Source organism: Mycobacterium sp. MS1601 (genome assembly GCF_001984215.1).
In the GTDB taxonomy this organism is placed as follows: domain Bacteria; phylum Actinomycetota; class Actinomycetes; order Mycobacteriales; family Mycobacteriaceae; genus Mycobacterium.
The window spans coordinates 520,552-542,733 of record NZ_CP019420.1 but is presented as its reverse complement, the minus strand read 5'-3'; the positions used below and the strand labels follow the sequence as shown (position 1 = coordinate 542,733).

The 22,182-nt window shown below is 66.6% G+C and carries 13 protein-coding genes and 1 pseudogene; 7 read left to right on the top strand and 7 right to left on the bottom strand.

Translation table 11 applies throughout. The annotated features are described in order from the left end of the window. Position 1: 1 nt before the first annotated feature. Together BVC93_RS02560 and BVC93_RS02555 are read right to left on the bottom strand one after the other, a co-directional pair. Positions 2–1,237, bottom strand: coding sequence for a beta-ketoacyl-[acyl-carrier-protein] synthase family protein (locus BVC93_RS02560; protein WP_083735803.1), 1,236 nt, complete (start codon positions 1,235–1,237; stop codon positions 2–4). Continuing rightward, a complete protein-coding gene (locus BVC93_RS02555; protein ID WP_083735802.1) occupies positions 1,230–6,653 on the bottom strand; it encodes an ATP-binding protein in 5,424 nt (1,807 codons plus the stop codon). Before BVC93_RS02555 ends, BVC93_RS02560 begins: the two co-directional genes overlap by 8 nt. Before the next feature lie 301 nt (positions 6,654–6,954). On the opposite strand from BVC93_RS02555, the gene BVC93_RS02550 reads away from it, so the two are divergent. Then, entirely contained in the window at positions 6,955–8,331 is a 1,377-nt protein-coding gene (locus tag BVC93_RS02550; RefSeq protein ID WP_083735801.1) for an MFS transporter, read from the top strand. 64 nt (positions 8,332–8,395) lie between these two features. On the opposite strand, the gene BVC93_RS02545 is transcribed toward BVC93_RS02550, so the two are convergent. After that, complete coding sequence (locus BVC93_RS02545) at positions 8,396–9,700, bottom strand: GAF domain-containing protein (protein ID WP_083735800.1); 1,305 nt, start codon at positions 9,698–9,700, stop codon at positions 8,396–8,398. A 136-nt stretch (positions 9,701–9,836) separates the two neighbouring features. Between BVC93_RS02545 and BVC93_RS02540 the strand changes: the two genes are divergently transcribed. From BVC93_RS02540 to BVC93_RS02530, 3 genes are read left to right on the top strand one after another with little or no spacing between them, the layout of a single operon-like run. Beyond that, positions 9,837–11,348, top strand: coding sequence for an aldehyde dehydrogenase family protein (locus BVC93_RS02540; protein WP_236950215.1), 1,512 nt, complete (start codon positions 9,837–9,839; stop codon positions 11,346–11,348). 52 nt (positions 11,349–11,400) lie between these two features. Further along, positions 11,401–12,060: a gluconate 2-dehydrogenase subunit 3 family protein gene (locus BVC93_RS02535; RefSeq protein WP_083735798.1), complete on the top strand. Its 660-nt coding sequence runs from the start codon at positions 11,401–11,403 to the stop codon at positions 12,058–12,060. Beyond that, positions 12,057–13,712 (top strand): GMC family oxidoreductase, encoded by a 1,656-nt coding sequence (locus tag BVC93_RS02530; RefSeq protein ID WP_083735797.1) that lies wholly within the window; start codon positions 12,057–12,059, stop codon positions 13,710–13,712. The genes BVC93_RS02535 and BVC93_RS02530 overlap by 4 nt, the downstream gene beginning before the upstream one ends. Positions 13,713–13,766: 54 nt before the next feature. Here the strand turns inward: BVC93_RS02530 and BVC93_RS02525 are convergent, their stop codons facing one another. Continuing rightward, entirely contained in the window at positions 13,767–15,464 is a 1,698-nt protein-coding gene (locus BVC93_RS02525; RefSeq protein ID WP_083735796.1) for an AMP-binding protein, read from the bottom strand. Between the two features lie 116 nt (positions 15,465–15,580). Here BVC93_RS02525 and BVC93_RS02520 point away from each other — a divergent pair, with 116 nt between their 5' ends. Next, positions 15,581–17,311: a thiamine pyrophosphate-binding protein gene (locus tag BVC93_RS02520; RefSeq protein WP_083735795.1), complete on the top strand. Its 1,731-nt coding sequence runs from the start codon at positions 15,581–15,583 to the stop codon at positions 17,309–17,311. Then, positions 17,308–18,021 carry a GntR family transcriptional regulator gene (locus BVC93_RS02515; RefSeq protein WP_083735794.1) on the top strand — a complete coding sequence of 238 codons (714 nt, stop codon included), beginning with the start codon at positions 17,308–17,310 and terminating at the stop codon, positions 18,019–18,021. Before BVC93_RS02520 ends, BVC93_RS02515 begins: the two co-directional genes overlap by 4 nt. On the opposite strand, the gene BVC93_RS02510 is transcribed toward BVC93_RS02515, so the two are convergent. The 3 genes and pseudogenes from BVC93_RS02510 to hglS form a co-directional block, all read right to left on the bottom strand. Next, complete coding sequence (locus tag BVC93_RS02510; RefSeq protein WP_083735793.1) at positions 18,018–18,797, bottom strand: SDR family oxidoreductase; 780 nt, start codon at positions 18,795–18,797, stop codon at positions 18,018–18,020. The two genes, BVC93_RS02515 and BVC93_RS02510, sit on opposite strands and share 4 nt — an antisense overlap. A gap of 10 nt (positions 18,798–18,807) precedes the next feature. Further along, positions 18,808–20,357 (bottom strand): annotated as a pseudogene (gene amaB, locus BVC93_RS02505) (L-piperidine-6-carboxylate dehydrogenase). Between the two features lie 5 nt (positions 20,358–20,362). Continuing rightward, positions 20,363–21,610 carry a 2-oxoadipate dioxygenase/decarboxylase gene (gene hglS, locus BVC93_RS02500; RefSeq protein WP_083735792.1) on the bottom strand — a complete coding sequence of 416 codons (1,248 nt, stop codon included), beginning with the start codon at positions 21,608–21,610 and terminating at the stop codon, positions 20,363–20,365. 30 nt (positions 21,611–21,640) lie between these two features. Between hglS and BVC93_RS02495 the strand changes: the two genes are divergently transcribed. Beyond that, positions 21,641–22,117, top strand: coding sequence for an Lrp/AsnC family transcriptional regulator (locus BVC93_RS02495; RefSeq protein ID WP_083735791.1), 477 nt, complete (start codon positions 21,641–21,643; stop codon positions 22,115–22,117). Positions 22,118–22,182: the final 65 nt, after the last annotated feature.

Sequence of the window (22,182 nt, the reverse complement as noted above, 5' to 3'; positions counted from 1 at the left end):
TTCAGGCGGAGTAGCGGCGCAGGATCAGGGAGGCGTTCTGCCCGCCGAATCCGAACGAATTGATCTGGATCACTTCAGCTTCCACATGCGCGGGTTTCTGGGTGATCACCTGGAAGTCGGCTTCGGGGTCGGCCACGTCGGTGCCGAAGGCGTTGGGGAGCATGCCCGAGGAGAAGGTCTCGAGTGCGGCCACGGCGCTCATGGCTCCCGACGCCGCGCCGGTGTGCCCGGTGTGGCCCTTGATGCCGGTGACCGGCAGGTCCCGGCCGCCGTGTACAGCGTTGATGGCGCGGATCTCGGCGGTGTCGCCCTTGGCGGTGCCGGTGGCGTGGGCGTAGATGGCATCCACCTGCTCGGGTTGCAGGCCAGCGTTGGCCAGTGCCTTGCGCATCACCAGGGCTTCCCATGTGCCGTTGGGTTCAGGTGCCGACGGGTGCGGCCCGTCGGCCAGCGAGGCGTAGCCGGCGATCTCGGCCAGGATCGTGGCGCCGCGGGCCAAGGCATGCTCTTCGCTCTCGATGACGAACATCGCACTGCCGTCGCCGATCACGATGCCGGTGCGGTCCTTGTCGAACGGCGTCAGGGTGCGACGCTCGTCGGTGCTGTTGGTGATCATCCCGTACTGGGCCTGCGCGAAATACCAGGCGGGCGCGAAGTCTCCGTCGCCCATCGTGACGGCCTCGGTACCACCGGTGAGTGCCACGTCGACCTCGCCGGATCGGATCAGCCTGGCGGCGTTGCCGATCGCGTCGTTGGAGGATGCACACGCGGTGGTCACCGTCAGCAACGGGCCGTGCAGGCCGTAACGCATGCACAGTTGGGAACCGGCCATGTTGGGCAGAATCCGGATCATCGTCTTGCGGTCGACGCCCTTGGCGCCGTCGCGTTCGTAGGCGCGCTGGGCCTCGCTCAGCGAACGGGTGCCACCCATGCTGGTGCCGTGCACCACGCCGGTGCGCTCGGAATCGAAGTCCTCCAGCCCGGCGTCGATCCTGGCCTGCTCGGTGGCCGCCAGCGCCCACTGGGCGAACAGATCGGTACCGTCGGCCACCTTGTCGCTCATCCATGTCGTCGGCTCGAAATCCCGGACCGGCGCAAACCAGTAGGTCTCGGATTCGCCGGGCCACGAGATGCGGCCGACGCCGGAGATGTTGTTGCGCAACCCGTCCAGGTAGTCCGAGACGGTGTTGCCGTTCGGGGCGATGATGCCGCGACCGGTGATGACTACTTTAGGCATGGCGCAATCCTTCTGTGAGTGAATATTCGGTTCCGGTCATGTTGTTGGTTTTCGCGAGCCCGCGGCTCACTGCTCCGATCAGATAGGGACGCAGATCCCCAGGGGTGACGATGTGGTCGATGGAGCCCACTTTCAGTGCGCGCTCCACGGTGTGGATGTCGTCGAACTCGCGGGCCACCGCCGCCTGGACTTCGATGGTGACGGTGCTGGTCAGCTCATGCAGCTGGTGCCTGAGCAGAGGCTGCTCCTCGGCGGATGCCGCGGCCAGCCGCTCTTGCAGCGCCGCGACCGCGGGGTGTTGTTTCACCCGCGCCCGGACCTCGCGGGTGAACACCACGGCCGCAGCGGGTGCTCCGCCGATCACCGACGCCCGCGAACCCTCGACGGCCGCGACCTCCATGTTGGGGTTGAGCGACTTGGAGAACACCACGTAGGCACCGCCGTGGTAGCGGGAGATGACGGTGAACACGATGGGGCCGCGGAAGTTGACGATGGCACGGCCGATCTCGGCACCGTATTCGAGCTGTAGTTTGGACATCGACTCCGGTGACCCGTCGAAGCCGGAGAGATTCGCCAGGATCACCAACGGTCGCCGACCACTGGCGCCGTTGATGACGCGGGCCAGCTTCTTCGACGACTGCGGGAAAAGTGTTCCTGCGGTCCAGGAGTCGGGACCGTTGGCGGGGCGAGGCAGCCGCCTGCTGAGGTTGCGTGACTCGATGCCCACCAGGGACACCGCGAAGCCGCCCAGGCGGGTGTCCCAGGCCACCACATTCTCGGCGTCCTGCCATCCGGTCCAGCGCTCGAGCGGAGGTGCGTCCTGGTCACGGACCGACGACAGCACGGAGCGGATGTCGAACGGCCGCTTGCGGTCGGGGTTGTGAACGGCGGAGAAGATATCACCCACCGCGGCGAAATCGGTTCCGTTGCCGTCATTCTGGTGTGGGTAGGTCGTGATGTCACGGTCCGGCGGATCAGAGGTTTCCTTCCACGCACCGTGCGGCAGTGACGATTCGTAGTGGCGGAACAGCAACGCGCAGGCCGATTCGACATCCGGGACCCAGAACTGGGCCTGCCCGTTGGGGCCGGCGATGCGCTGGTAGCCGCCGATGCCCGCATTGTCCTCGGCCGCGACACCTCCGGAGAACTCGAGTGCCTGCTTACCAGTGAGCACCATGGCGCTGCGCCCCACCATGATCAGCACACCGGAGGTGTGCATCAGCATGGTGGCTTCGGCGTCGAAGTAGGACTGGGCACCGACGTTGACCCCGACCACCACGACGTTGATCTGCCCGCCGGCTTGGGTGAACTCGATGATCCGGCGCAGCACGGCCGCCGTCGCATCCAGGTTCTCGGTGCCGCTGTCCATGGCGATCCTGGCGCCGGAGGACACCGCGTACCACTCGACCGGAACGTCCAGCTCCGCAGCCAGATCCAAAGCTGCGATGATGCGTCGGCATTCCGGCCCCGCCAGGGAGGCCAGGTCGCGGCTCGGCTCGTTCATGACCAGCACCCGCCGGACGGTGGAGGCGGAGTTCGTCGGCTTGCTGTCGATCACACCGACAACCACCCGTGCTGTGTTCTGCCCGCGCGGACGGCTGACCGCCTCGAACCGGTTGTCGGTGAAGTCGTATTCGACGAACTCGCCGACGGGCAGTTCAGTATGTGTGGCTCCGGTGCCGACCAGCAGTTCCACGATCTCGTACGGATAGACCAGCCCGCGTCGCTGCATGGAGACCACGCGGCGACGGTACTCCGACATGGGGCGAATCCGGTTGGGCGAGGGCTTGGTTCGTCCGACCATCACCCCCACCGTGGGCGGGGTGGTGATGTGGATGACGGCATCGGTGAGTTCACCGGTGTCCGGGTCCGGTGTCACGCCGCGTCCGATCACCTTCTCCAGTCCCAGTCCACGGGTCAGGGGGAGCAGTTCGGCGATCAGCTTCTGCAGATCGGCATCCGAGAGGGTCCAGACGGGTTCGGCGTGCACCACGATGCGGTTGGACAACGAGGTGGACGGGTCGGGCAGTGCTGCTCTGGCCCGCCTGATCGCGATCGCCGCTTCCGAGAGTTGGCTGATCAGGTGTGTGCGATCCAGATCGAAGACTTCGAGCAATGCGACCAGACGCTGGTCCTGGCGATTCTCGGTGGCAGTGGCCTTGAGCAGGTGGATTCCGTCGGGCGCGGGTAGTGCGGCCAGGTCGAAATCGTCGAAGCGCCACAGCTCCAGGCGGTCGGCGACGGCGGGGTGCAGTCCGTGTGGGCCGCCGGTGCCGCCGCTGCCCTCGACAGTGAAGTGGCGTTGCGACCCGGTGAAGGGCCCGCCTTCCCACCAGGTGAAGACCACAGTCAGATTGGCCCCCCGGTTGCCCACCGCTGCGCAGGCGGACCGGACGGCGGCCTCGAGGTCGGCGGTCAACGCGTCGTCGACGAAGACGTCGACCTCCACGCGGCTGGCCGAATCGACGTGGCCGACGGCCGTGGTGAGGAGCTCGGGTAGGTGTTCCCGGCGTCCCGAAAGTGCCAGCATCACAACGGGATCACCGCCATCGATTCGCGACGACGCGACGCCGGCGAGGTCACCGGTCAGCGTGGTGAACGGGCCCAGTTCCCGGTGCCGGTGGGTACGCCGCAACAGCGCTTCGAGCGCGGTGACCGCCCGGCGCCCGCCACCGGTGGCAGCCGCCGCGAGGTAGCGGTCCAGGGGAGCGGGCAGCCCGCACAGGCCGGCCATCACCTCGGCGGGTGCATCGGAGCTGTCCAGCAATTGCGCCGCGCGCTTCTCGTCGGCGATCCGCAGTTCACGGATGGCCGGATACTCCACCAGCCGGTAGCGTACGGCGCGCCCGAGGTCGGCGACGCCGGGGTAGCTGCCGTCCGATGCCGCGATCACGGCGTCCACCACCTCCACCAGGTCCGGCGACCGGGCCGGATCGGGATCGAGTTCGAGCCAACTCTGCAGCACGACCGCGCTGACGTGCGCCACGCGATCCTGCCGGGTCTCCGCGCGCCAGACGTGGAAGAGGGCATCGGTCAGTTCCCGGCTCTGGCTCACCTCGGTCACGCCGTAGTGGCCGAGCATACGACGCAGACGCGCGGCGAAATGCCGGGGCGCCAATTCGTCGAGCCGGTCCGGCGCCCGCAGGGCCAGCAACAGCAAGTCCGGCCTCGTGGAGCGGCGGTGGGTGCCTGTGTCGTCGTGGTCGGCGAACAGCGCCAACCTGTCGGCAGCGGTGCGCAGCACCTGAAGGCCTGCCTCGAAGGGCAGTGCGCTGATGCGGGAGACGGCCTTGGCCGTGGCTTCGTCGTTGAGGTCCTCACCGAGCACGAGGCGCAGCAGGATGTCGCGATCGGTGTCCGCCGAATCCTCGTAGCGGCTGGCGAGGCCGGCGAACGACAGCTGCGCCGGAGCCTGGGCGCCCGCTTCCTCGAGGGCCTCGATCCGCATGATCGGATCACCGGCACCTACCAGAGTGCCTGCTGGGCAGACGATTTCACTGATACGTCCGGCGAACGGGGCCAGTATCGGCGACTCCATCTTCATCGCTTCGGCGATGAGCAGCACATCCCCGGGCTGCACCTGGTCACCTACTGCCACCATCACCTTGGCGACCACACACTGGGACTCGGCGCGGACCAGGCCGCCGTAGCCGCGCACGATGCGGTACACGCTGTGGCCGGCTTCGACGGTGACCAGGGGACCGCTGGTCACCACCGTCAGTGTCACCTCGAGATCGCCGACGGTGACTCGTCGTTCGAATTCCCCGACCGCGATGACGTGCGCGTTGATCACGGTGCCGTCGACGTCCACCTCGAAGTGGTCGTCACCCTGGTGGAGCACCGCGAACGTGCGCCGATCACCCTCGTACTCCAGCTCGACGGACATCGTGGTGTCGTCGGCCTCGTCGAGGCGACCGTGGGCTGCCATGCCGGCGAATTGGTCGAGGGCGTCGCTGTGATCACGCCGATACGCCTCGACAGCAGCGGTGACCAGCGCCAGCGCGGCATCGGGGGCATCGAGCAGTTCACCGCTGTCCAGCGCCCGGTCCAACCAGGTGGTGTCGACGTGTCCTGCGCGGATCTCTGCGTTGTCGAGCAGCGCCATGAGGAAACGACGGTTGGTGGTGCCACCTTCGACCACTGCTGCCGAACGAGCCAGGGCGCGCCGAAGGCGGGCCAATGCCTCGTTGCGATCGCGGCCCCAGGCAATGACTTTCGCGATCATCGAGTCGAACTCGGCGGCGATGGTGTCGCCTTCGGCCACACCGGCATCGGTGCGGATCGACGGGCCTTGCGGCACCCGCAGTTCGACCACCCGCCCGGGGGCGGGCATGAACCCACGTTTGGGGTCCTCGGCGTTGAGTCGGACCTCGACGGCGTGGCCGCGCGGCTCGGGCGGGTCACCGCGCAGGTGTATGCCTTCGGCGATGTCGAGTTGCAGCTTCACCAGGTCCACCCCCGTAACCGACTCGGTGACGGTGTGCTCGACCTGCAATCGGGTGTTCACCTCGAGGAAGTAGAAGTCACCGGTGTCGGGGCGGGCCAGGAACTCGACGGTGCCCACCCCGGTGTAGCCGACGGTCTGGCACAGCCGGCGAGCGGCATCGAGGATGGACTGGCGCACCTCGGTGTCGACGTCGACGGGCGCGGATTCTTCCAGCACTTTCTGCCGACGCCGCTGCACACTGCAGTCTCGTAGCCCCAGCGTCCACACCGTGCCGGCGGTATCTGCGGCGACCTGCACCTCGAAGTGACGCCCACCCAACACCTGTGCCTCGAGAAACAAGGTGGGGTCACCGAAGGCCGACGCGGCCTCAGACCTGGCACCGGCGAATGCGGCGGCGATCTCGGACGGCTCCCGCACCACCCGGATTCCACGGCCGCCACCACCGGCGGCTGCTTTGATGACCACGGGGAAGCCGATCCGGCGCGCGTGTGCGAGGGCCTCTTCGGCGGTCTCGACCGGGCCATGGCTCCACGGCACCACCGGCACGTCTGCGGCTTCGGCGACCTGCTTGGCGGCGATCTTGTCGCCGAGCTTGTCCATGGCGGCGGCGCTGGGTCCGATGAACTGGATGCCCATGCGCTGGCACAGCCGCACAAAATCGGGGTTCTCTGCAACGAATCCCCAACCGGGCCATACGGCGTCGGCCCCACTGGCGCGCAATGCGGATTCCAGGACATCCAGGTCGAGGTAGGTGTGTCGGCGTGCGCCGGTAACCGGGTCGGTGGACATCGTAGGACCGAGGTTCACGGCGTGGTCTGCCTCGCGGACGAACCAGGACGCGGCGTCGGCCTCGGTGTAGAGCGCCACCGTCTCCAACGGCGTTCCGCGTTCGATTCCGTACTCGCCTGCGGCGTTGAGGAAGCGCATTGCGGCTTCACCGCGGTTGACGATCGCCACTCGTTTCAGCATCAGGCTTCGCTCCCTTCGTTGGTGACGCCGACACTTCCAAGGTTCTGCGGCCCGGACAAGGACGCGGGTTTGCGAAGTATTGAGAGCGTTGAACTTGTGAATTGCGAAGATTGCCAACCCTGTTGGGATATTCGGGCTGGTCGCAGCGTTGTCGGGGCACGCAGAAATGTGGCGATCGGACGGCTGGAAGAGTGGTGCGGGACCGGTTGTGTGCTGCACAACTGATAGCTATTGCCTGTGGCGTACACCACACCTATGGTAGGACCAAAGTGAGCCCTTCACTTCGATTGGAGATGCCTAAATGACCCAACAGAGCGCGGCTCTGCCATCCGATCTGAAAACGCCATCCGGCCAGCGAAGTCTTCGCAGGGTCGGCGCGGCCAGCCTCATCGGGACGACCATCGAGTACTACGACTTCTTCGTGTACGGCACGGCCGCCGCCCTGGTGTTCCCCGCGGTGTTCTTCCCCAGCGCCAGTCCGGCCATGGGCACCATCGCCTCGTTCGCAACCTTCGGCGTCGCGTTCTTCGCACGCCCCGTCGGCTCCATCGTGTTCGGCCACTTCGGCGACAAGATCGGCCGCAAGCGGACATTGGTGTGGACGCTGCTGATCATGGGGCTGTCCACCGTGGCGATCGGTCTGTTCCCGGGTTACGAGACCGGGGTATTCGGCATCTTCGAGAACGGTATCGGCATCTGGGCTCCAATCCTGTTGGTGGCCATGCGATTCCTGCAGGGCTTGGCGATGGGTGGTGAATGGGCCGGCGCAACCCTGTTGACCGCCGAGTACGCGCCACAGGGTCAACGTGGCCGCATGGCGGTCTATCCGCAGCTGGGACCGGCGTGTGCGTTCTTCCTGGCCAGCGGCACCTTCTTCCTCGCCTCGGTCACCATCGGAGCCACCAGTGAGACCTTCTTGAACTACGGCTGGCGGTTGCCGTTCATCGCGTCGCTGCTGTTGGTGATGGTCGGCCTGTGGATCCGGCTGTCCATCGAGGAGACTCCCGTCTTCAAGAACCACCTGCGCGCCAAGGAAACCCTGAGCGCACCGGAGAAGCTGCCGTTCGCTGACGCGTTCCGGGAGCAGTGGAAGCAGATCCTGATCGCCGGCCTCGCGATGTCGACGGTGTTCTCGATGTTCTACACCGGCAGCACCTTCCTGACCAGCTACGGCATCGGCAACCTCGAGTTCACCCGCACGATGATCCTGGGCTTCGGCATGATTGCCGCCGTGGCGCTGGGCGTGGTGACCTCCGCGGCCTGCATCCTGTCGGACAAGCTGGGTCGCAAGAAGGTCATCGCGGTGGCCTACGCCGCCGCGATCGTCTGGTCGCTGGCGCTGTTCCCGCTGTTGGATACCGGTTCGCCCATCGCGTTCCTGATCGGTGTCACCGTCACGTTGTGCATCTACGGTGTTGCCAACGGCCCGGCCGGTGCTCTGCTTCCCGAGATGTTCAAGTCGCGCTTCCGCTACACCGGCGCCGGCCTGAGCTACAACCTGGGCGGCATCATCGGCGGTGCCATCCCGCCGATTCTGGCGGCGCAGATCGTGGCCAGTTCGTCGAGTATCTGGGTCGGAGTGCTGCTGGCCGGACTGTCGGCTGTCAGCCTGCTCTGTGTCCTGGCGTTGCCGGAGACCAAGGACCGCAACCTGGAGGATTCGTCAGCCGCGAGCTGACAGTCGGAAAACCTCACCAGCGCCGCCAGGGCTCTGCCCTGGCGGCGCTGGGTGGCGTTCGGAGTCAGGAAGTGACCGGATTGGCCGAGCGGGCCGTGCGGATGGCACGGATGCCCGGGGCTGCCGAGGCCGGCAACAGGTCGCAGCTGTGCTGGGGGTACTGCACCTCGACGGTGGTGGAATCGGCGAAGCGATAGGGGCGGGCCGTCACGAGGCCGGCGAATTGCTTACGCAGCCTTGACATCTCGACGCGCACCGCGCCCACCCTGGTGGGATTGCCGTACAGGTCGTCAGCCAGTTCCACCGCGGTCCGGCCATTGGTGTGGACGGCGAGGATCAGCAGTATCTCGGCCAGCCGCGGCGTGATGTTCCGACGCCAGCAGCCGAATTGCCCTGTCATCGCCAGCCGCGGGGTGCCGCCGTCGCGCAGGTCCAGTTCCACCCGCACCACCGCAGGTTCACCACCGGAGTCCACCCGTCGGATCAACCAGCCACCGGGGAGTGTCTCGACGTCACAGAGCCCCAGCGCGGGAACCCACATCTGACCCGCAGCGATGGTGGGCGGCAACAGGACCCGGCCCTGGACCGGCATCGAGTCCACGGCCGCCACCCACCCGTCGGTGTCCACCGCCACCGCAGGGGCGTTGATCCGGGCCAGTATCGGGGCTGCGATGGTGCGCAGGCGATTCAACGACAGGTCATGCTCGGCGCGCAGATCGGACTCGGCGAGCCTGGCCACAGCATCAACCAGCGCGATGGTGGTCGGATGCACCGTCGCGGCTGCGCCGGTGACGTCGATGACGCCAAGGAGCTTGCCGTCGCGCGGATCTCGAATGGGAGCGCCCGCGCACGTCCAAGGATGCTGGCTGCGGTTGTAGTGCTCGGCGCTGAACGTCTGCACTGCGGTCTGCGAAACCAACGCTGTGCCGAGTGCATTGGTACCGACCGCGGATTCGGCCCACTGTGCACCTTCGACGAAGCCGAGCCGGTCTGCATTGCGCAGAACTTGCGGCGAGCCGGCGCGCCACAGCACTGTCCCCTGGGCATCGGCCATGGCGAAGATCGCCTCGCCAGTGGACAACACCGAATCGAATCCCCGTATGACCCTGTCGATCACCGAAGTCATGCCCGTGTCCTGACGCAGCGCCTCCACCCGGGAGAACGCGGCCACGGGGAGGTTGCCCCTGTCGGGGCGTAGACCCTTGGTGAGCAAACGCTGCCAGGAGTCCCAGATGATCGGGCGGGGCAACGCCGGTGCGCGATCACCTGCCATGGTCGCCTCGTACACCGCCGACATCAATCGGGCGTAGCTACGCGGATCCTGACCGGCTGCCACGGCTGGCTGCGGGTGAGCTGAACCCGGTCTCATGGCTTAATGTGCTCTCCGTCATAGGTAATTCGGTGTTCACAGGGTACCCATGTCGGCGGCGTCAACGGCAGGCAAGCGCGAAGTAACGTCATGTAACTCTTGCGGCGCCCCCGCCCGCAGTTGTGTGCTGGGTCACATGACGCAAGTGATGGCGTATGCCCAAGAATCGCGAACTGTCCAACGCCCCCTGATGTACATCAACGGCCACTGGGTGCCCGCCCGCAGCGGCGCGACCTTCGAAACGGTGGATCCGAGTACCGGGCGGGTGATCACCGAAGTGCCCCGCGGTGATGGCGCGGATGTCGACGCCGCCGTTCGTGCTGCCGCCGACGTGGCGGTGCAGTGGCAGTTCACCGACGCCATCGCCAGGGCCGCGCTGCTGCGGCGGCTCGCCGACCTGGTTACCGAGAACGCCGACGAGCTGGCCCGCATCGAGGCGGTGGATTCCGGGCACTATCTGGCCAAGGCGCAGGAACTGGTGGGAGCCATTCCGCTGTGGCTGGAGTACTGGGCCGGCGCGGCCGACAAAGTGGGGGGCCGCACCATCGCGGTACCTGGCAACAAGCTCAGCTTCACACTGCTGGAACCGTTGGGCGTCACCGCGCACATCATCCCGTGGAACTACCCGCTTCTGATCCTGGCACGCTCCATCGCCCCCGCGCTGGCGCTGGGCAACACCTGCGTGGTGAAACCGGCCGAGGACACGTCGCTGTCGGCGCTGAAGTTCGCCGAGATCGTCCACCAGGCCGGTTTCCCCGCAGGCGTCTTCAACGTCGTGACCGGACTCGGGCCGGAGGCCGGCGCCGCACTGGCCGCCCACCCCGAGGTGCGCGGCATCACCTTCACCGGTTCCACCGAAACCGGCCGCGAGATCGCCCGCCTCGGTGGACAACACATCGCCCAGGTGAATCTGGAGCTCGGTGGTAAGAGCCCGCTGGTGGTGTTCCCCGATGCGCCCCTCGATGACGCGGTCGAGGTTGCGGTGCAGGGCTTCTGCTCGCGGGCCGGGCAGGTGTGCGTGGCCGGTAGCCGGCTGTTCCTGCACGACGACATCGCCGACGAATTCTTGACCAAGCTCAAGGCCCGACTCGGCACGGCAACGGTGGGAGATCCCTTCGACGCCACCACCAGAATCGGGCCGCTGGCCTCACGCAAGCACTACGACCGGGTGCGCGAATACATCGAGATCGGCAAGGCGGAAGCCACCGTGTTCTACGGCGGTGACACCGAATACGGAACGGGAGAGGGCTATTTCGTCTCTCCGACGGTTTTTGTCGACGTCCCCCGGGACGCGCGGATAGCCCGCGAGGAGATCTTCGGCCCGGTCACAGCGGTGCTGCGCTGGTCTTCCACCGACGACCTGATCGAGGCGATCAACGACTCGGAGTACGGTCTTTTCGCGGTGTTGTGGTGCCGCGACATCACCGCCGCGCTGGACACCGCCAAACGTCTGCAGGTCGGATCGGTGATGATCAACGACTGGTTCGGCGAGTTGCCGATGACGCCTCATGGCGGGCACAAGCAGAGCGGCACCGGTCGCGAGGAAGGTCTGGAGGCCGTCCACGGCTACACCCAGACCAAGCACATCGGTATCAACCTCGACCGCTCACTGGCCTCCACCACGGATTGGGCGGGTGCGCCCCTGTGACGGCTCCACGTAGACAACAGTTTTCGGTTCACTCAGCACAGAAGGAGAGTCGATGACCATCGAAGACACGCTGACCAACGCGCCCTATGGCGCTCCGGCGGTGGGGACCGAGCGCCCTGACCAACCGCACTTCGAGACGGGGCGCCCCCGCCTCGGTGGCCTTGCTACCCCGGTGGCGTTCACGGCGAGCGAGGCCCAGGTGATCGAGGCCATCGCCGATACGTTGATTCCCCCCGGCGACGGTTTCCCAGCGCCCAGCGCGGTGGGTATCACCGACTTCTTCGGCCGCTACACCACTCCGACCGGATTTCGAGCCAAGCATTACCCCTATCTGGAAGAGGACGACCTCAAACGGGCGCTGGCGGGGTTGGGTGGCGAGTTTGTCGCCGGGGATGTCGATGCGCGGACATCGCAGCTGCAACGGCTGGAGAAGGAGCAGGAGGAGCTCTTTGGCCAGCTTCGCAGCCTGGTGTACTACGGCTACTACTCCGCCGGCGAGGTCACAGCGGCCATCCAGCGCGAGATTCCTGCCGGCCGTGACTACCACGGTGCCCCGCTGCCCTACGGATACCTGCACTGCATCGAGGACTGGGACGACGAAGCGCTATCGACCGCCGGGCAGGGTGCCGGCTACATCCCCACCGAGGCCGTGGTGCGGGTGGACCTGAGCAAGCTGACCTATCTGTCTGCCGACAAGGAGAATGAGAAGTGACGTCAACTGTGGACACCGCCGACGTATTGGTCATCGGGGCAGGGCCCGGTGGCGCCGGGGTGACCCTGAAACTGGCGCAGGCGGGCTACAAGGTCACCTGCCTGGAGCAGGGGCCGTGGATCAGCTCGACCGACCATCCGCACTACCACCGAGAGTGGGAGATCGAGAAGCAACGCGGGTGGGCCTATGACCCGAACGTTCGCGGGCTTCCCGAGGATTACCCGGTAACCGGTTTCACCACGCCCTATCTGATGAACAACGTGGGCGGCAGCACCATGCACTATGCCGGGCACTGGCCGCGGTACAAGCCGGTGGACTTCCGCAAGGGCACCGAGCATGGCCTGGAGGGCACCATCGACTGGCCCATCAGCTACGAAGAACTGGCGCCCTACTACGACGAGAACGACGCCATTTACGGCATCTCCGGCATGGTGGGTGACCCGTCCTATCCGGATCGCAGTGGGGTGGACCGCGATCCGCCGGTGTTGCCGGGCAAACTCGGCAGGAACTTCGCCAAGGCCCTGGGTGGGCTCGGCTGGCACTGGTGGCCTTCGGACAATGCCATCATCACCAGGCCGAGGGAGAACCGCGACGCCGACGTGGCAGCGGGCAACGAACTGTCCGGAAGCCCCACCGGGTCGCTGAGTACTCCGGCGCATACCCACTGGCCCTTTGCGATCGCCCTCGGGGCGGACCTGCGCACCCACGCCAGGGTCGAGCGCATCAATGCCAAGAACGGAAAAGCCACGGGCGCAACGTACATCGACACCCGAACCGGAAACCGGCATGAGGTCACCGCAGATATCGTGGTGGTGGCTGCCAGCGGTATCGGCACACCCAGACTGCTGCTGATGAGTGATCAGAAGGGCCATCCTGACGGCCTGGCGAACAGCAACGGCCTGGTGGGCAAGTACCTGATGCACCACATCTTCGCGTTCTGCGACGCGTGGTTCGACGAACCGATGGAGGGCTACAAGGGCGCCTTCGGGGCTCCGTTGTACTCGCACGAGTTCTACCACACCGACACCAACCGTGGCTTCGTCAACGGCTTCGGGATGCAGGTGGCCCGTAGCTTCGGGGCGGCCTACGCCGCCATGGGCAGCCACACCGGCTACACGGCCCCGTGGGGACGCGACCACCGCAAGTTCTTCAACAACCACTTCGGCAACCACCTGATGGTGTTCATGTTCGGTGAGGATCTACCCGTCGAAACAAACTGTGTGACACTCGATCCCGACGTCAAGGACACCAGTGGCCTGCCGGCGGCGCATGTCAACTGGGTGCCGCACGCCAATGACATCGCGCTGTCCAACTTCGGGATCGACAGGATCTTCGATGCCGCACGTGCGCTCGGAGCTGTCGAGACCAACGACACCGGGGTGTTGAATCCGCCACCGGGCTGGCATTTGATGGGGACGTGCCGCATGGGCAACAACCCAACGGACTCCGTGACCAACAAGTGGAATCAGACCTGGGACGTGCCGAATCTGTTCGTGGTCGACGGTAGCTCGCTGACCACCGGGGGTGCGGTGAACCCGACGTCGACAATCGGAGCACTGGCTGTTCGTGCGGGCAGCTATATCGCGCAGCGCTTCTCGGATATCGTCGACCAGCGGACGACACCGAGCAACGCAGACGCCCCGGCGATCTGACCAACCGAATGAGGCCGGAATCCATGGGATTCCGGCCTCATTCGTGTCCGCGTTCTACTTCGGGGTGTCGGTCTGCACCAGATGGTCGAGACCGCGCTTGACGGTCCAGCCGGCTTCCTCGCGATCCCACTCCGACGTGGAGGCCTCCATGGCGCGCAGGTTGCGCTTGAGTACCTTGCCGGTGGGAGTCTTCGGCAGGTCGCCGATGAACTCGAGATAGCGCGGCACGGAGAAGTAGGGCAGTCGCTTGGCGCAATGGCTCAGCACCGCAACAGGATCGGGGGAATCGGCACCGTCGGCGGTAACCAGGAACGCCTTGATGTCGTCCTCGCCCTCCTGGGCGGGTCGCGCGATCACCGCGGCATCGACGATCCCGGGGATCTCGGTGAGTGCCACCTCGATGTCGTAGGTGGTGACGTTCTCGCCTTTGCGGCGGATGCGGTCATTGAGCCGATCCAGGAAGTAGTAGTAGCCCTCGCTGTCACGGCGGGCACCGTCACCGGTGTGGAACCAGAGGTTGCGCCAGGCCTCGACGGTGCGGTCCGGCATCGCGTGGTATCCGAGGAACGTGGTGTACGGGTATCGCGGGCGTACCACGATCTCACCGGCCTCCCCGTCCGGCACCGGCTCGTCGGTCACCGGGTCGACGATGCGCACCTCGAACCAGGTGTCCAGAGCCTTGCCGCAACTCCCGGGCCGCAGCGGCTCGCCGGTGGGACGGTAGAGGGGTAGGCAGATCTCGGTCATTCCGTAGGCCTCGATGCACAGCGTGTTGAAGCGGCGCTCGAAGTCGGCCGCAATCACGCCAGGCAGGGGAATGGTGACCATGCGACGCACCCGGTGATCGGTGTCCTCGGGACGCTCAGGACGGTCGAAGATGTACTGCGCCATCACACCCAGCAGGCTGGTGACCGTCGCGCCGCAGCCACGGAGGTCGTCGAGCCAGCGGCTGGCACTGAACGCGTCGGCCAGCACCATGGAAGCGCCGGTCATCAGACACGGAAGCACCTGCATGAATTGGGCATTCGCGTGGAACAGCGGCAGGCAGATGTAGTAGACGTCATCGCCGGAGATGTCGAGTTGCTCGACCACATGGGCGGCGAAAGTGTGCATGTGGGCATGGGGCACCACGACGCCCTTGGCCGGACCGGTGGTCCCGGAGGTGTAGATGATCGCCGCCGGATCGCGGTAGGACACCTCGACGCCGGGCACGGTGCCCGTGGAGTCATCGAGGTCGGCAAGCGGCACCGTCGGCAGCGCCAACTCGGGCATCTCACCGCGCACCACCACGGTGCTCAGCGTCTTCAGTTCGGCGGCAACGTCATTGAGCGCCGGAGCGTACACGGTGTCGATGATGGCGATGGTGGCCCCGGAGTTGTTGGCGGCGTGCGCCAGGCTGGGGCCGCGGTTGGCGGTGTTGGACGGCACCTCCACTGCGCCGAGCAGATTGATGGCGAACCAGCTGACCAGCAGGTCGATGGAGTTGTCCATGATCAACAACACTCGATCACCCTTGTTGACGCCAAGCGCGGCCAAGCCCGCCGCTCGGCGTTCGACCAGCGCCAAAGCCTCTGCGTAGGTGAGTGTTTCGCCGGATATCGTGCTCATGAAAGGCTTGTCGGCGAACGTGACCGCAGCGTCGCGGAGGAACCGCGGCAGCGTGAAGTCCATCCGGTCGGCCGGCGTGAAGCGGGGAGTTGCCTCCCGACGGGTGAGCGATGTGTCGCCCGGCCGAGTGTCGAACAAGGTCATTCAGTCTCCTCACGCAGCATTCCTGTGGTCACCGTCGCACATTTCCCTGACTGTGACCTAGGCTACTATGGACTCTGGATCCAGGATTCGCAACTGTGTGTTGAAAGGGTGGGCAGGTGACTGACACGTCCGTCGCGCAACTCGTCACGAACCGACTGCGGGCCCAGGGGGTCCGGCGGATCTTCGGCCTCTGTGGCGGCCATATCCAGCCGTTGTGGGACGCCGCCGCTCGGGCGGGCATCGAGATCATCGACGTCCGCCACGAAGCGGCGGCCGTCTACATGGCCCACGCCACCGCCGACCTCACCGGGGAACTGAGCGTCGCGATGGTGACCGCAGGTCCGGGTCTCACCAACGCGGTGACCGCCATCTCGAACGCCTATGTGGGACGCAGTCCCGTCCTGATCCTGTCCGGCCGGCCGCCGCGGTTGCAGACCGGCATGGGGGCCATGCAGGACATCGCCCAGAGCGAGATCGTGCGACCAGTCTGCCGCATCGCCGAGCAGGTCAGCGAACGCCACCACGTCATCCCCAGACTCGACAAGGTGATCGCCGCAGCGTTGGGGGCGGCCACCGGGGCCACCGGGCCGGCATACATCGATTTCCCCACCGACCTGCTCGAGGAGAGGGTGCTCGACGCCGACATTCCCGCGCTGGCGATGCAACGCCGGGACCCTTTCCAGGCGTCTCCCGATCCCATGGCGCTGGCCCGGGCTGCCGATCTGATCGCCGACTCGTCGCGGATCGTGGTCATCGGGGGTCGTTCGGTGCGTACGGCGGGAGCGCAGGTGCGGACCTTCCTGGACTGCGCCCACGCTCTGTACCTCGATTCCGGCGAGAGCCGTGGAGTCATCAGAGACGACGTGGCGGGGTTTGTTCCCGCCATGCGGGCAAGGGCGATGAGCGAAGCCGACCTGGTGATCACCCTCGGGCGACGGCTGGACTTCCAGCTGGGCTACGGCTCGCCCGCGGTGTACTCACCGACGGCGCGCTTTCTGCGGATCGGCACGTCGTTCGAAGAACTGGGGGAGAATCGTCGCGGTGACGTGGAAGTGCACGGCACCACGGCAGCGGTGCTGACGGCGCTGGCCGGTGCCGCGCCGACGCGACCGGACCTCGACTGGGTGCGCGAACTGCAGCAGGCCAACACCACACGCGTGGACAAACTCGCCGCCAAACTGTTGGAACCGGACCTCGACGACCGGGGTCGGATGTCACCCAATTACGTTGTCGGCGCGGTCAACACAATGCTCACCGAGCAGTCCGTCGCCATCGCCGACGGCGGGGACATCCTGTCGTTCGCCAGAGTGGGCCTCAAACCGGTCGACTACCTGGACTGCGGAGCGCTGGGCTGCCTGGGTGTCGGTGTGCCCTTCGCCGTCGCAGCGGCCCTGCATAGACCCGGCGAGCCGGTGATCGCCGTGATCGGGGACGGCAGCTTCGGTTTCACGGCCATGGAGGTGGACACCGCCGTCCGGCACAACGCCAAGGCGGTGTTCGTCGTCGTCAACAACGAAGCCTGGAACATCGAACGCCACGACCAGGCGGACCGATTCGACAACAACCTCGTCGGCGTGGATCTCCCCAACTGCCGCTACGACCTGCTGGCCCGCAGTCTCGGCGCCCACGGAGAGCGGGTCGAGCACGCCGAGGACCTGGCCGGCGCACTGAAACGAGCGCTCGACAACGCACCCGCGGTTCTCGACGTCCTGGTGTCGCGCACCCCGAAGTCCGCCGACTATCTCGGCGGACTCGCCGCGGTTCCACCGCGTCAGGCGGTAGGGCCGTGGAATGCTGCCGAAGTCAAGCGTTATGCCGCCAGCAGTACTCGAGGAGAGACGACGTGAGCCTAGGACCCCACCTCGGTGCCCAGACTTCGCACAGCTTCTCTGCCTTGGGAGCCCTGCCGCCGCGGGACAGCAGCGCGCTGGCCCGATCAGTGCGCGACCGGCTCCGGTTGGCCATCGTGCTCGAGGAGATCCCGGCCGGCGTGCGGCTGAACCAGGTCCAGGTGGCCGAACAGCTCGGTGTCAGCCGGATGCCGGTGCGGGTGGCAGCCGCTGATCTGGTCGGAGAGGGCCTGCTGGAACCGCTGCCCACCGGGGGTGTGGCCGTGCGCGCACTGTCCAAGCACGACGTGGTGGCCGCCTACAAGGTGCGTGAAGCACTCGAAGCGCAGGCGGTGCGTGAAGTGGCGCTGGCTGAAAACCGCAATCTCGCAGGCATTGTCGAGGTGCTTGACCGCCACGCCGAGTTGGGCGGTGTCAACGACACCGCTCTGTTGCTGGACCTGGACCGCGCGTTTCACAGTGCCATCCTCGACGCCACGGACAACCCCTACTTCAACCGGGCGATGGTGGCCATCTGGTCGGTGGTCGAGCGGGCCATGGCCGGCATGCTGCGCACGGTGCCAGACCTGTTCGACACCGCATGGAAACAACACCGCCAGATCGCCGACGCTCTGGTGTCCGGCGACGCCGACCTGGCCGAGCGGCTGGCGCGTGAACACCTGCGCGACGCCTTGGCGGGTTACCTGAACGCCAACCCGGACAGCTAGCCTTTCAGCGTGCGCTGGTACCTGCGCATGCCGCTGATCCAGCGGTCGTAGTCGTTGCCCTTGCCGCGGTACATGTCCAGCACCTGGCCATGGGGAAGCACCAGAAAGCGGTTGTCGCGCACCGCGTCCAGTGTCGCTGCGGCCACGTCGGCGGCGCTGATCACGCTGCCGGACTGCACGATCGACTGCGCGCCCACCCGGCCCGCCTCATCGGTGGACGAGCGCACCGTGTCCAGCAGGGGAGTGTCCACGCCGAGCGGGCACACGCAGCTGACGCCGATCCCGTCGTCGCCATAGGTGATGGCCAGCCACTCCGCGAACCCCACGGCGGCATGTTTGGTGACCGCGTAGCCGGCGGCGCCGATCTGCGAGAGCAGGCCTGCCGCCGAGGCCACCGACACGAAGTATCCGCCGCCTCTGGCTTGCCAGCCGGGTATCAGCTGTTCGGCGGCGCGGATGTGCCCGCGCAGGTTGACGTTCAGGATGGTGTCCCAGTCGGTGTCGGTGCCCAGGCCCGACGCACCGATGATGCCTGCGTTGGCGACATAGATGTCGACGGGCCCGAATTCCTGCTCCGCCAAGCCGATCAGCGCAGCGATACCGTCGGACGTGCCTGCATCGGCCTGCAATGCCACCGAGCCGGGACCGACGGACGCCGGTGAAGTCAGATCGCCGACCACCACCTTCGCGCCTGCCGAAACCAGTCCCTGCGCAAGTGCCTTGCCGATACCCGAGCCGCCGCCTGTGACGATGGCGACCTTGCCGTCGATGTCCATGGGTACCTGTTTAGACGAACTGGACGCCTTGGGCCAGGGGCAGTTCGCAGGAGTAGTTCACCGTGTTGGTGGCGCGGCGCATATAGGCCTTCCAGGAATCCGAACCGGATTCGCGGCCCCCGCCGGTCTGCTTCTCACCACCGAACGCCCCGCCGATCTCCGCGCCCGAGGTGCCGATGTTGACGTTCGCGATGCCGCAGTCCGACCCGTCGGCCGCCATGAAGCGCTCCGCCTCCCGGATGTCGGTGGTAAAGATCGCTGACGAAAGACCCTGCGGTACTGCGTTGTTGAGCGCAATGGCCTCATCGAGAGTGTTGTAGGTCAAGACGTAGAGGATGGGGGCGAAGGTCTCCTCGTGCACGATCGCCGTCTGCGCCGGCATCCGCACCACCGCAGGTGCGACGTAGAACGCACCGTCATGGCCCACGTCGACACGTTCACCGCCGGTGACCTCGCCGCCGTCGGCGCGAGCCTGCTCGAGGGCACCCACCATGTCGCGGTAGCCGGTCTCGTGGATCAGCGGACCGACCAGTGTGCCGTCGGCGAACGGATCCCCGACCGGCAGGCTGCGGTAGGCCTTGGTGATGCGCTCCACCAGGGTGTCCACCACCGAGGTGTGCGCGATCACCCGGCGCAGTGTGGTGCAGCGCTGCCCGGCGGTGCCCGCGGCGGAAAAGACGATGCCACGCACCGCGAGGTCCAGATCAGCCGACGGGGTGACGATCGCGGCGTTGTTGCCGCCCAGCTCCAAAAGGGCCTTGCCGAACCGCTGCGCCACCCGCGGGCCGACCTGGCGACCCATCCGCACCGAGCCGGTGGCACTGAGCAGCGCCACCCGAGGATCGTCACCAGGCGCTCGCCGACCTCACGGCCGCCGATCACCAGACGGCTGATATCCGCCGGTGCGCCCACGTCGTGGGCGGCCCGCTGCAGCAGCGCCTGGCACGCGATCGCGGTGAGCGGAGTGAGCTCCGACGGCTTCCACACCACGGTGTCACCACACACCAGTGCAATCGCGGAATTCCATGCCCACACCGCAACCGGGAAGTTGAACGCGGTGATGACGCCGACCACCCCGAGCGGGTGCCACGTCTCCATCAGCCGATGTCCGGGCCGCTCCGAGGCGATGGTGCGTCCGTACAGCTGGCGCGACAGGCCGACGGCGAACTGGCAGACGTCGATCATCTCCTGCACCTCGCCACGTGCCTCGGAGGTGATCTTGCCCGCTTCGATGGTGACCAGCGTGGCCAGGTGGTCCTTGTGTTCGATGAGCAGGTCGCCCAGGCGAGCCACCAGTGCGCCGCGCACCGGCGCCGGGGTGGTGCGCCACTGGGTGAATGCTTCGGCGGCAGCGGAGATGGCCGCCTCCACGTCCGAATCGACGGTCTCGGCGATGGTGAAGAGGGTGGCTCCGGTCAGCGGGGTGCTCGACGGGATGCCTTCTTTGCCGGGGGCGGCCAACTCGGTGTCCTCGACGGGACGTCCGAAAATCGCCGACAGCGCTTCACGGGCACGTCCTCGCAAGGTGTCGGTACTGGGGAGCGTGGAAGTGACGTCCATGACAGTCATGATGCCGCTTTCTCGTAGAGGGTGTAAGGATCGTGCAGCTCTTGGCCGATGGCGCCGGCCAGGAACTGCGCGCTGTAGCCGGAAGTGTCGTCGGCGGTGCCCGCCGTGGCGTCCGAGTCCAGGTTCGAACGGAAGATCCCGGCCGCCGATGCAGGCAGGAAGTCCTCGTAGACAACGGGTTTGGTGGGATCACCGTTGCGGTAGTAGGCCAGCCCCGCCGCGCACATCTGGGCATCGGTGCGCGGGAAGTACCGCGACCACACCGCGGCCCGATCGGTGGCTTGCGTGGCTTCGGCGAACGCCGCGTCATACCGCCGGCGGCCGGTGGGGGTGAGCGCCACACCGCGGGCCTCGACCTCGCCGAACCGCACCCGCAGCGTGCCTTCGGACACGGTGCCGTCGCCGTCGGCGAACCGTCGCGGTTCGGCCAGCGCCCGAAACGATGTCTGCCGAAGCAGCACGTCCGGACCGTCCCAGCGGGGTGGGCCCTGGATGGCGTCGATCATGGTGATGCCCCGCGCCGACATCCTGGCGTACAGGTCGTCGATGTCGAGCACGCGCGGCGTCAGGTGGTTGATATGGGTGGAGTCGACGCCCGCGATGTCGGCGGCCACCGCCGACACCTGCGAGAGTTCCTGATACCAGGCCCGGTCTATCGGGGTGTCCGACAGGGCGAAGGCAGCCACCGCGCGCGCGACGAACTCATCGGCCTGTGCTGCGGTGCACCCGCCGTCGGCGGCGAATCGCCGTGCCGCAGCGATCAGTTCGGGATCGAACAGTGTGCGCGCCGCCAGCGCGCGCTGAACGCGGGCACGTAGGTCGGCGTCGAAGAACCGGGGATCTTCGGTGGCAAGCATGGAGGTGAAGACGCGGAACGGGTTGCGGGCGAGTTCGTCGGCGTCGATGGGGCGGAACGCCGTCGACACCACCGGCACGGGAGAGGCGGCGTCGCGCAAGTCGTAGAACCCCACCGGGAACATGCCGAACGCGGAGAACAGGGTGGCGACGTCGGCGAGCTCGGCCGGTGTGCCCACGCGGATGGCGCCATGGCGTTCGGCCGTCACCCGCTCCAGGCTGCCGAGACGTTCGGCGTCGGGGTGGGCGGTGAGGTGATCACGGTTCACCTGGGCGCTGACCTCCACCAAGGTGGTGTAGGCAGGCACCTCGTGTGCGTACATGGCCGACAGCTCGGCGGCGAAACGCGCACGAAGTTGCCAGGTGGGGACAAATGGCTGCCGGTTCATCGTGACCCCATCCTGCGATAGTCTCCGCGTGTGTCTTCTAGCCGAGGGACGGCCGACGCCGAGCATCTGGATGACATCGACAAGACTCTGGTGCGCGAGCTGGTGACCGACGGGCGTGCCACGCTGGCACATCTGGCCAGTACCGCCGGTCTGTCGGTGTCAGCCGTGCAGTCACGTGTGCGGCGGCTGGAATCGCGGGGTGTGGTGAAGGGGTACACCGCCCGGATCAACCCGGAAGCAGTGGGCCACATGCTGTCGGCGTTCGTCGCCATCACTCCTCTCGATCCGTCTCAACCCGATGATGCACCTGCCCGCCTCGAGCACATCGATGCCATCGAGGCGTGCCATTCGGTGGCGGGTGAGGAAAGCTACGTCCTGCTGGTTCGCGTGGGGTCGGCACGGGCTCTCGAGGACCTGCTGCAGCAGATCCGGACAGCGGCCAACGTCCGCACACGAAGCACGATCATCCTACAGACTTTTTACGACGGCCGGCAATCTCTACCGTAGATTTTCCTGTGAAGTTGACCTCCGACCGGTTTCTTTACCGAGTTCCGTAAAAATTCCGTTAGGAT